The organism is Pedobacter sp. AC163 (assembly GCF_979258665.1).
Window position 1 is genome coordinate 4,300,930 of the sequence record NZ_OZ409872.1, and the last position, 12,451, is coordinate 4,313,380.

A 12,451-nucleotide genomic window follows, 5' to 3' on the forward strand; every position below is an offset into this window, starting at 1 on the left:
TACATAAATTACCTCGAAAATTAATTAATAAAAAATGGCAGAAGTAAAATTAAATATCCAGCAAGGCGAACCAAGTTCATTCGATATCTATGATGAGGATGGGAAGGTTGGGGAGATGATCTTCGATATTACCGGAAAAGATCTGACCGTTTACCATACAGAGGTTGAGCCAGAAAAAGAGGGAATGGGCTATGCCAAAATGTTGCTCGATGCAATGGTAGCCTATGTTAGGGAAAACGGATTGATGATTATCCCAATGTGCCCTTATGTGCATGCTCAGTTTAAACGACATGAAGATTTGTACAAGGATATCTGGAATAAAATTAAAGAAGAGTAAAATTAATCGAATAATAAAAACCGAAAGAAGCCCTAACTGGGCAAAAAGCCAGGATTAAATTCACGGCAGGGGCGGCAGCGTAGGGATATCCTCATCATGAGGATATCTTATTTTTCATAATTTATGGTGGTCGTCCCCAGGTTTATCAAAACGTCTTGCACATATTCTAATGCGAACCCGCATCAATCAATTCCATACCGTTAAAGGTGTTTTTGAAAAACAGACAAACGTTTGCGTTGATTTTCTTCAGATCTTTTTACCATCTTACAACAAGTTATTTCAAAAACCTAAATCATCCGCTTTTTCTCGATCAGCATTGTTGATTGGAGTGAAGCGTATTTATTTGAAATTTGCGGTAATCCCTAGCTTTGGCTTTTTGTAAACAGGTTTACTGGCGTCATTGAGCAGGTAAGTCGTTGGGTGCTGGTTTCAAATATTCAGACCCTATTAAGGTATTTGAAACAGCTTCAAATAAAACTTAAAAGATGACACCTATCCCTAAACAGGTTGACGACAAGCGTTTCTTCGAAGTCTTAGATTTATGCTGTAAGAAGATCGAAGAGAAAATGGGTTCAAAACCAATCGCAGATTGGCGATCTGCAGATTACAATAATTTAAATAGTCAGTTAGGCCGGCAAACCAAAGTTTACTTAAGCGAAAATACACTCAAAAGAATCTTCGGAAGGTTAAAAACACCAACACGGTACTATCCTCAAAAAGCCACTCGTGATGCCCTTGCACAATTTATTGGCTACAGAGATTGGCAGGAGTTTGAGCTGATTAATCGTTTCTCCCCGTTGGAAACGCCAGCAGCTAAGGCAACGCTTAACGTAGATACCAAGGCTGTTGAAGCCACATCGCATAACAAATTTACTACACAAAGATTTCGGTTTTATCTTAGCCTAGCTGTCCTGCTAACGGTATGTTTAACTATTGCTCTCCTATATTATACCAAAAGTGAGGAAATTAAACCTGGAGAGGTGAAGCTGTTTTGTGAAAATCCGAATGGAGAAGTACCGCATACGGCTGTGTTTAAATTATCGCATAAGGGAACATTAAGCGAGGATAACCAGTTTGCCATAGATTTTATGGATGAGGGACCCATCACGCCGATAAAAGTAAACCAAGAGGTGGTGCAGTTTTTCAAAAATCCCGGAGTCGTTCATGTGCGCCTTTTGCACCATAATAAAGCGATTGATACCATCACCGTTTCTATGCAAACTAAGGGTTGGGTGGCAAATTCGGGAAATGACTCGTTGAGTGCTTTTCCAATTGCCAAGCTCAGGCCGTTGCCGAAAGATAGTCTCTATGTTTCCACTAGCCAATTAGATTCTGCAGGCCTCAACCTTTCTAAACCATTTTTAATAGGTTTTAGTAATATTCATACCAGTGAAGTGGATGGCGATAACTTCTCCTTTAGTACCTATTTACGAACTGAAGAAAGCAGACCAGGCATAGCCTGTATGCAGACGAGCATTCTCATTCTTGGAAGTGAAGGCCGGCACAGGGTGTTAATGGTCAAACCCAGTTGTGCGGCTTTTTCTGAGTATCACTTTTCTGAAGTTAAAGCCATGGGGAGTTCTAAAAATCTGAATAAAATGACTTACGATTTTGCCAAAGGTGGAAATGTAAGGCTTTTAGTAAAAAATAAGAAAGTCTCGTTATTTATCAACAATAAGCTGATGCTCAACAGTGCTTATAATCAGTCAATTGGTAAAATACTCGGCATTAAAATTCTATTTAACGGGGTGGGAATCGCAAAGTCTCCACAATTGTTCGATCTCAAAACCGGTGTTTCTTATTAATTCATCTCCTGCTACAGACAAATTAGTTCCATTTAATCAATTTTTTCCATTTTAAGCTGATTGTTCGGTGTACATTTTATTAAATATGCTGAGGTAACTATTTGTTTTTAAACGGCTTATCTGTACATTCTTTTGTCCTAAGCTTTGTATGTTCACTTTCTAGCTTTTCGCTTCAATAGCTTCTAGTTTTATAAATACTTCACAGAGCAAGTATTTAAAATAACACATAACAAGAAAAAATGGAGCGTAGAGATTTTATTAAAAACAGCACTTTAACTGCCGCTGGGCTTACGATTTTACCAGGCGGAACACTTTTTGCAAAATCAGATAACAACAAGGTAAAGCTTGGTTACATTGGTGTTGGGGCCAGGGGAATGAGTCACATTTCTGAAGGACTTTTACGCGACGATGTAGAGATTGTAGCAATCTGCGATACACAGGAAAGCTCACTGAAAATATGTAGATCTGCAATTGCTAAAGCAGGAAGGCCCGCAGCCAAAGAATTTACAGGCGGTGTTGATGCTTATAAAAAACTTCTGGAGATAAAAGATATCGATGCAGTAATTATTGCTACCCCTTGGCAGTTTCATAAAGACCAGGCGGTTGATGCAATGAAGACTGGTAAATATGTAGGTTGCGAAGTAATTGCAGGCCTAACAGTGCAAGACCATTGGGACATTGTAAATATATCAGAAAAAACGGGGATGCCATACATGACCCTGGAAAACGTGTGTTACAGGCGTGATGTAATGGCTGCTTTGAACATGGTTAGGCAGGGAATTTTTGGAGAACTGGTTCACCTAGAAGGGGGTTATCAACATAACCTTAGAAATGTGCTTTTCAATAATGGAAAAGACTATTATGGCGGTGGAGTGGAGTTTGGACCTAATGCCAGAAGTGAAGCCCAATGGCGTACCCAATTTAATATCGATCAGGATGGAGATCTCTATCCAACCCATGGCGCTGGTCCAATAATCCAGTATGCAGATATCAACCGCGGTAATCGCTTCACCAATCTGGTGTCATTCAGTTCAAAAGCCAGAGGTTTAGCTGCTTATGTTGAAGATATGTCTCCGGGGCATCCAAACGCTAAAATTAATTACAAAAATGGAGATGTTACCACCACGCTCATCAACTGCGCCAATGGCGAAACCGTAATGCTTAGCCATGATGTGCACCTGCCTCGCCCATATTCTATCGGTTTTAGGGTACAGGGTACAGATGGAATTTGGATGGATGTGAACAAGTCGATCTATATAGAAAGAAACTCCAAAGGCAATCATAAATGGGAACCAGTAAAAGAATGGTTTGAAAAATATGATCATCCACTTTGGAAAAAATATGAGAAAGAAGCAGTTGGCGCTGGCCACGGAGGGATGGATTGGTTTGTGTTCAATGGATTTATTCAGGCGGTAAAACAAAAAAGGCAAACGCCAATTGATGTTTACGACTCCGTAACCATGAGCGTAATTACCCCACTCTCTACCAAATCTTTAAAAGAAGGTAATATGCCTCAAAAATTTCCTGATTTCACAAAAGGAAAATGGAAAGATCGAAAAAATGTTTTCGCATTAGATGATAGTGGTTTTTAGTCGCTTAAACCGGTCTTTCAGTCAATAATAAAAAATCAGTAATACATAATATGATACTAGAAGTTCTCAAGGCGTTTGGTCTGGACGGATCTGAAACAAAGTACCGTCTGTTCGGCGGAGGTTTAATTAATAACACCTGGAAGGTTAGTACCGCTGATGGAGATTTTATTCTTCAGCAAATCAATACTGATATTTTTGCTGCACCCGAAAAAATCATCGATAACATTGTTCGTTTGCAGCATTATCTGGAAGAAAAGGCACCAGAATATTTATTCGTGGGGCCAGTTAAAACTACTGCCGGCCAATCTGTGCTGCACATTGATGGATTTGCTTTCAGGTGTTTCCCTTTCATTCAGAAATCAATCACTATTGAGAAAGTAGAGCATCCTAAACAAGCCTATGAGGCAGCGAAGCAGTTTGGGAAATTTACCTGCCTGCTGAACGATTTTGATGCCTCGAGTTTAAGTGTTTCTCTTCCAGACTTCCATAATTTAAATCTGCGGGTGAGTCAGTATCAAAAAGCTGTAGAACTTGCCGATGAGACAAGATTATCATTGGCAGCAGGTGCAATTGCAGAAATTAATAGGCACATGGATATTGCTAATCTATATAATGATATCCTAAAAGCTGATGTTCTCAAAATCAGAACATTCCATCATGATACCAAAATAAGCAATGTATTGCTACACGAAGATACCGGACTTGGAATGTGCATTATTGATTTAGATACGCTAATGCCAGGCTATTTTATAAGCGATGTAGGAGATATGATGCGAACCTATCTCTCACCGGTAACTGAAGAAGAAACCGATTTTAACCTGATCGCTGTTCGCGTTGACATTTTCGAAGCGATTTATAGTGGATACATGAGCGAAATGGGCACTGTATTAACGCCTTCAGAGCAGCAGTTATTCATCTATTCAGGTCAGTTTATGATTTTCATGCAGGCACTACGCTTCTTAACCGACTTCTTAAACGGGGATATTTATTATGGTGCCGCTTATCCAAATCATAACCTGAACAGGGCACAAAACCAGATCCATTTATTGAATCGATACATCGACAGCATTCCTCGGTTCGAAGAGATTATTCAAGATAAAAACCTCAGTCAGCAAAACATTAATGGAAATCATGATGAAAAAAATTAAACCTAAAAATGAAATGTAAACCTAAAAATTGATTAAACCATTCCAACAAAACCTCAACTAAATGAAATTAACAACTAACCAGAAACCAGACAAAACGCGATTTTTTGCCATAGTGGTGATACTGACCCTCTTTGAATTGGGTACGTCCATTACCGTTCATGCAGAAACGCCACTATCTGCAAAATTAAATCCAGCGAGCATATCGCATCATTTTGCGCTGAACAAAGCACCAAATGATTTAGGCCATACCTTAACCAATTCCATTGAAACTTCGGCATTTGAAGCCATCACCGGAACGGTGAAAGATGCAAAAGGAGGAGTCATCCCAGGCGCAAGTATTACAGTAAAAGGAACAAACCGTGTAACCTCATCAAATAATTTAGGGGTTTTCAGCATCGAAGCAAAAGCTGGGGAAATACTGGTAATCAGCTCAATTGGTTTTACCACCAAAGAAGTAACCATCAGTGGAACCTCTGTTGGTGTAGTTACGCTTTCGGAATCTGCGGAAACACTTAGCGAGCTTGTAGTGGTAGGGTATAGCGTACAGAAACGCCAAAGTTTAACGGGCGCATTAAGTACCATCAGTGCCGACAAACTAAAAAATGTGACTTCTCCGAATGTACAAAACCTGTTAGCCGGGAAAGCGCCCGGTTTATTTGTTGCACCAGGTTCTGGTAAGCCGGGAGCAACAGCTGCGGTAATTATTCGCGGTCAGGCCACCTTGAATGGAACAACCAATCCATTATGGGTACTCGATGGAGTTATTGTTGGCTCAAGCCCAGGAGAACTTAACCCGGAAGATATCGAATCGATCACGGTTCTAAAAGATGCTGCGTCAACAGCAATTTATGGATCCCAGGGCGCTAACGGCGTTATTGTAGTTACTACAAAAAGAGCTAAATCTGGTCAGATGACAGTTGATGTAAGTTCTCGAACAGGGGTAAACCAGTTAACCAACGGGAACCTGAAAATGATGGATGGAGCAGAACTGTATGATTATTTTGCCTCTTTCGCAAATGCGAATACCATCAGCTTTCCGCGATGGAAACCCGATTTGCGTGACAGTAATTTTGATTGGTGGGATTTAGCTACAAAGACAGGCTTCAACCAAAATCATAATGTTTCGCTTCAGGGAGGAACAGAAAAGCTGCAGTCGTTTTTGTCTGTAGGTTATTACGATGAATCTGGGGCAATCAGAGGTTACGATTATGAACGGTATAATTTCAGATTAAATACCACCTATATGCCTTTTTCATGGCTAACGGTAAAGCCGTCTCTGGTAGGATCAAGACGTAGCGTTTCTGATCGGCAATATTCGGTAACCTCTATTTACTCGAATTTACCTTGGGATAGTGCCTTCGATGCTAACGGAAATTTAGTACCTCACCGTTCACCACTATGGGTAAACACTGCCAGCACAAACTATTTATACGATTTGCAATGGAATAAAGGATCTAATGTAAATTATGAATTCATGGGGAATTTAGATTTCGATGTCAAAATTACCAAGAACCTTACTTTTGCATCGGTTAATAATTACCGCTACAACAGTTATGCTGCCGCAGGTTATACCGATCCACGATCTAATGGTGGTTTAAGTGTAAACGGAAGGGTAACCGATTACCGTTCGGAATACACACGCAGATATACCAACCAGATTTTGCGCTACACCAATAACTGGGGAAAGCATAACCTAAATGCATTGGCAGGCTATGAGTTTAACGATTTCAGCAGTAAAACTTTGGATGCCTATGGTACAGGTATTGTTCCTGGATTTGAAGTGCTGGATGTAACCGCAAAACCAGAGCGAACCAGAGGAGGAATCAGTCAGTGGGCGGTACAGTCTATGTTGTTTAATTCCAATTATGATTATGATGGCAGGTATTTGGCACAGGTATCACTTCGTAGAGATGGTGCTTCAAATTTTGGAAAGAAATACGGCAATTTCTTCTCCGTAAGTGGTGGATGGAACATCAGTAGAGAGGAATGGTTCAAAGCGAAATACATCGACATGCTGAAAATTCGTGCTGCCTACGGCTCGGTGGGTAATCGTCCGGCCAGTTTGTATCCGCAGTTTGATTTGTATGCCGTAAATCCAGCAGCTGGTTATAATGGTGTTCCCGGGTTGTTAATTAGTCAGATAGGTAATCAAAATTTAACCTGGGAAGAAACGTATACCAGTGGCTTGGGATTGGATGTGAATGCTTTTAACAATAGAGCTAGACTAACGGTAGATTACTACATCAAGAAAACAGACAACATTTTATACAACGTGCCCATCTCTGGATTGACAGGTATTACCAGTATCACACAGAATATCGGTAAAATGAGCAACAAAGGTATTGAGGTTGCCCTGGGAGGAGACATTTTCAGAACTAAAGATTTTACCTGGAGCTTGGATGTAAATCTTGGTCACAATAAAAACAAACTGACTGATATTTATAAAACCCGCAACGCAGACGGAAGCTATACAGCAAAACCGCTAATAGTAGGTGATGGTGCTGGTATTGCAGGTTCAGCAAACAGGGTAATTCAGATTGGCCTGCCAGTTGATACTTATTATATGAAAGAATGGGCGGGCGTAAATCCGGCTGATGGTAAGCCAACCTGGTATACGGTAACAAGAGATGCTGAAGGAAACGAGCTTTCCAGAACCACCACTTCAGATTATTCAAAAGCTACTGATGAAAAATTGGATAAGGCTTCTCCTGATTTATTCGGGGGAATTACTACTTATCTGAAATATAAAAACTTTGATTTAAATGCAGTTTTTGGTTACTCATTGGGCGGTAAGGTTTATAACTATTCCCGTCAGGAATATGATGCTGATGGTACTTATACAGATAGAAACCAAATGGTTTTGATGGAAGGTTGGTCGAGATGGCAAAAACCGGGAGACATCGCCACACATCCGGTTGCCCGTTACAACAATCAGGATAAAGGAAATTTAGTGTCGTCAAGGTATATCGAAAGCAATGATTTTTTCAGAATGCGCTCGTTGGCTTTGGGTTATAATTTTGATTTGAAGAAGTACAAGATCAAAAATCTAAGAGCTTTTATTTCCGGAGAAAACCTGTTCGTCATCACAAAATATTCAGGTGTAGATCCAGAGATACCTGTTAGTGAATCTGACGGAAGCGTTTTGTTTACCGCGGGGCCTTCGGTTTACCCAATGACCAGGAAATTCATGTTTGGTATTAATGTTTCATTCTAATCATTATAAAATGAAAAAGATCATAATCATATTGTTGGCAGTGATTGCCATCTCATCCTGCAAAATCGATAGAGAACCTTTTGGTTCCTTGCAGTCAGAAAAGATAAATAATAATCCAGAAGAGTCGATAGACGCATTACTTAACGGAACCTACGCTCAGTTAAAGGCCTGGTCTGATCCGATGCACCGTTTAGGTGAATATGCTGGAGACAACATCATGATCAGGGGTTCTTCTACTGATCCTTTTTATGAATTTATCTCCTTTGCCAGAACGCCCAATAATACAAGGTTATCCACTTTTTGGGATAGTGGATACAAAGCTATCGCCCAAGCTTCAAATATTATTAATATCATCCCTCAAGGCAAAAGCACAACTTTAGATAGTAAGCTAGGCGAATGTTATTTTATTCGGGGCATGGTATATTTTTACCTTGTGCGGGCTTATGGCCGACCATATTACCAAAATCCAGAAACCAACCTGGGTGTGCCAATTGTAAACGGAACTCCTCCGGATGTGATTAACTTAACTTTGCCCGACAGATCGACGGTTAAAGCTACTTACGAGCAGGTTATTGCAGATTTGAAAAAGGCAGAAGAACTGATCAATATCAATAAAGGATCTATTTTTGCTTCCAAAGAGGCTGCTCAGGCTTTGCTATCCAGGGTTTATTTGTACATGAGTGGAACCTATCAAAGTCCCAATCAAACTTATGCACAATTGTCGGTAGATTATGCCACAAAAGTGATTAACGCGACCAGCCGATATAGCCTTTTGCCTAGAGCAGATTTTATGAAATACAATACCTTTTTGCCAGAAAACAATAGAGAAACCATCTTCGCAATTAAAAGGGTAGCTTCTGAATTTTCTGGATCAGATCATTTTTATGGCATTGGCGGCATGTATGCCAATATCGGTGGTCAGGGTTGGGGCGAAATGTATGCCAGTGCAAAATATATCGATTTGTTAAATGAAACCGGTAGAAACGACTGGCGACCAACTAAATATAAAATTGTAGATGCAAGAGCAGCTTTTATCGAGCCCACTTATGCTACCAATGCCTCAGGCGCTTACACAGAAGTTTTTAGGTTTATTAAAGATGATGCGGCCAATACCTTAAATTATGTTCAGGCAAATATTACCCGAAACGGAAGCACAATTACCTGCACCGAAGGGACGGATGTTTATACTTTAACACCGGTAGATGCTGCTCAGGAAATTTACAGTATCAATTACAAAAACGGTAAAACTTATACCGGAGTGATCGATTTCTTTATCAGCTTAAACAGGGTATATCCACAATTCTATATCGTAAAGGATTCTCGAGAGGGAGAAAATTCACACCTACACTCACCAGTGATCAGCAGGCTTGGAGAAATATATTTAAACCGGGCAGAAGCTTACGCTAAATTGCAGCGTTATAGTGATGCCCTTGTAGATTTAAATCTGATCAGAACGCGTTCGATTGTTAATGGCGGCTATAGTGCATTAACATCGGCCAACGCTGGCGATTTGATCGATAAAGAGAGACAACTTGAATTGGCATATCAGGCCGAAAGAAGCTTTGATGTATTTCGTAATGGTAAACCTTTGGTACGCAGATATCCAGGGCCTCAAAATCAGACGGTTGATGTACAGGCAAGCGATTTTAGAGTTGTTTATTATATCCCTCAAAGTGCAATCAACTCTTATCCTGGTAAGTTGACACAAAATCCAACGCAGTAAAGCGGATGATAAAAACATGCTTCGGTGCTTGTCGAAGTGTGTTTAGTTGAATTTATCTAGTAAACATCAAAAGCCTGATATTTTATCGGGCTTTTGATGTTTAAATACATATTGATGCATAAAAATTTCTGCAACTATTAATTACACTTTCAACAAGCCGTATTTATAGGCAAATGAAATTAGCGAAGCACTGTTTCGGGATTTGGTTTTCGACAGCATTTCCAGTTTAATTTTTTCAACTGCTTTTTCCGACAGGGAGAGCTTATCTGCAATTTCTTTGTAGGAATAACCGAGAGCGATAAGTTCTAGTGTTTTATGATCTACCTGTGTCAGGCCCATAAAACTTGGTGCATAAACGTGATTCTTTTCCATAGAGATTATCAATAAAATTAGTTAAGAACTTTATCAATTGGAATGGTACAAAAGGGCTATTCTTGGGTTTTGTATCTAACAAGAGCTTTCAGCGGGCTTGAACGATAGTTACTGCATCTCACATGGTGAGCTTTAAAAAGTCTTGAATATGGAACTGGAGGATATCCAAGCTTTCGAGAATTTCAATTCTTATTTACCGGAATAGGAGGATACTACTGCATTGTTTTCTAAAAAATTGATATCAGTAATATCAATTTTCTTATTAATTGTGTATATATGCTAAGCTACCTCAAGCTCGTTAGCTTCACCGCAGTAAGCTTATCTACTTTATTTCGATTCGGTAATTTTAAGGCCGGGATGATCGCGAATGCAATGATGACTGCAGAAATAAGAAATCCATCCTGCAATGCAAAATGCTCTGCAATTTCCGTAGTTCTACCGAGTTGTAGATAGTACTTATTGATATAAGTATGCATTATACCACTAATGGCAATTCCGACAGAGCCCCCAACTTGCTGTAAGAGACTGTTTATTGATGTTGCCGTAGCCGTTTGCCCGGCATTTATAGAATTTAAGAGTGATGTTGAAACAGGTGAAACCAATAAACTCATGCCAAAGCCACGTACCGCCATAGCCAGTATGATAAACCAGATGTGGCTGTCCGAATTCATGAAAGCAAATTCAGCCATCGAAATTGCTATCATAACGATGCCCACTACCGAAGGATTTCTGATTACCCCTCTGTCGGCAAGTTTACCAGCGTATGGTCTCAATAACAGCATCATCAATGCGTTTGGTAACAACAATAGGCCCGTTTCAATCTCCGAATAGCCCATCAATCCCTGTAAGAGAAATGGAAGAAAAAATAATCCGCCATATAATGCGAGCGAGCGGATCAGAATAATTATGGAACAATTGATGAATGTTGCAGACTTGAAAACGGTGAGGTCAATAAGAGGATTATCTTTTTTGGATGAACGGATAAATAAAAATAAAAATACGATGGAAACAGCCAGACCTACTCCATATTGCCAGGATGCGATATCAGGATCAGTGATCATGGTAAGGCTTAATTGCAGCAATATGATAAATATTCCGAAATATGCATAGCCGCCCAGGTCGAATGAAGGTTTGAGCTTAGGTTGCTTTTTAAGAAATCCTAAAAAAAATACGCTCATGATTATTGTAATAATTCCGATTGGAATATTAATGTAGAATATCGATGGCCATTCGAAATAGTAAGTAAGTACACCACCCAACGTTGGACCAATCGCCGGCCCCATAACATTTCCTATGCCCCACCAGCCAATCGCAGAACCCCGTTGTTCTTTTGGAAAGCTATCGGTTAAAATGGCCAATGATGTTGGCGTGATTGCCCCACCTCCAATCGCTTGAAATATCCTTGCAGCGATTAAAAAAGATAAGTTGGTGGATAAACTACAAAGCAATGAGCCGGTAGTAAATATGATAACGCTTGCGATGAAAAGATTATAATATCCGATTCTATTTTTCAGCCAGTTGGTTAAAGGAATAAAAAGGCAAAAAGATATCATATAACCAAGAATAACCCATTCTATGCCATTAATACTTGCTCCGAACTGTTTCTGGATAACAGGTAGCGAAACGTTGACAATGCTGCTATCGAGTGCAGCCATAGCTGTTCCAAGCATAAGGGTGATTAAGACGGCTATCCGGTTTTTCATCTATATTAATTTTATGATCTGAGGATTTGCTTGTTTAATTCTTATTAAGATAGGAAATCATAAAATTATTATCCTCATTGACATCCCAAATTTCCGACAGATATCACAATTCTGTTTGGAATGATCGTCAAACAGACCGATCGAATCGTTAGGAAGTGGATATATTTCGATAAAGGCTGGCTTCACATTTTTCTCTTAAGATAGACTTGGCGATAAATAACTTCAAAATTAACGGATTTGTTTAGCGCTAATAAATACACCTCATCTCGTTAAGAATTAAAAGACTATTTTTCTTTAAAATGCTGATGGTTGGATTGGGTTTTCTTTTGTCCCCGAATTGTCCTGAAACAACAAAAGGAGCCCCTAAGGACTCCTTTTGCGTTAATGCGGAGAGCGAGGGATTCGAACCCCCGGACCTGTTACAGTCAACAGTTTTCAAGACTGCCGCATTCGACCACTCTGCCAGCTCTCCGCTGCAAAAGTACGAACTTGGCGCTAATCTGCAAATGATTTTCGCTTTAATATTATAGTTTAAATATTAGCGCTTGTTAATCATT

8 protein-coding genes and 1 tRNA gene are annotated in these 12,451 nt (G+C 39.7%); 6 read left to right on the plus strand and 3 right to left on the minus strand.

Annotated elements, in window-relative coordinates; genetic code table 11:
• Positions 1-34: 34 nt before the first annotated feature.
• The 6 genes from ACZZZK_RS18485 (at position 35) to ACZZZK_RS18510 (ending at position 9,819) form a co-directional block, all read left to right on the plus strand.
• Positions 35-337, plus strand: coding sequence for a GNAT family N-acetyltransferase (locus ACZZZK_RS18485; protein ID WP_463485412.1), 303 nt, complete (start codon positions 35-37; stop codon positions 335-337).
• 485 nt (positions 338-822) lie between these two features.
• On the plus strand, positions 823-2,142 hold the full coding sequence (locus ACZZZK_RS18490; RefSeq protein WP_463485413.1) for a hypothetical protein: 1,320 nt from the start codon (positions 823-825) through the stop codon (positions 2,140-2,142).
• Between the two features lie 239 nt (positions 2,143-2,381).
• On the plus strand, positions 2,382-3,734 hold the full coding sequence (locus ACZZZK_RS18495) for a Gfo/Idh/MocA family protein (protein ID WP_463485414.1): 1,353 nt from the start codon (positions 2,382-2,384) through the stop codon (positions 3,732-3,734).
• Between the two features lie 50 nt (positions 3,735-3,784).
• Positions 3,785-4,882 (plus strand): phosphotransferase enzyme family protein, encoded by a 1,098-nt coding sequence (locus tag ACZZZK_RS18500; protein ID WP_463485415.1) that lies wholly within the window; start codon positions 3,785-3,787, stop codon positions 4,880-4,882.
• Between the two features lie 61 nt (positions 4,883-4,943).
• A complete protein-coding gene (locus tag ACZZZK_RS18505) occupies positions 4,944-8,096 on the plus strand; it encodes a SusC/RagA family TonB-linked outer membrane protein (protein ID WP_463485416.1) in 3,153 nt (1,050 codons plus the stop codon).
• 10 nt (positions 8,097-8,106) lie between these two features.
• Entirely contained in the window at positions 8,107-9,819 is a 1,713-nt protein-coding gene (locus ACZZZK_RS18510; RefSeq protein WP_463485417.1) for a RagB/SusD family nutrient uptake outer membrane protein, read from the plus strand.
• A 141-nt stretch (positions 9,820-9,960) separates the two neighbouring features.
• Here ACZZZK_RS18510 and ACZZZK_RS18515 read toward each other — a convergent pair whose 3' ends face one another.
• The 3 genes from ACZZZK_RS18515 to ACZZZK_RS18525 form a co-directional block, all read right to left on the minus strand.
• Complete coding sequence (locus tag ACZZZK_RS18515; protein WP_056851915.1) at positions 9,961-10,191, minus strand: response regulator transcription factor; 231 nt, start codon at positions 10,189-10,191, stop codon at positions 9,961-9,963.
• A 284-nt stretch (positions 10,192-10,475) separates the two neighbouring features.
• Positions 10,476-11,894 carry an MDR family MFS transporter gene (locus ACZZZK_RS18520; protein WP_463485418.1) on the minus strand — a complete coding sequence of 473 codons (1,419 nt, stop codon included), beginning with the start codon at positions 11,892-11,894 and terminating at the stop codon, positions 10,476-10,478.
• Positions 11,895-12,281: 387 nt separating this feature from the next.
• A tRNA-Ser gene (locus tag ACZZZK_RS18525) sits at positions 12,282-12,366 on the minus strand.
• Between the last annotated feature and the right edge of the window lie 85 nt (positions 12,367-12,451).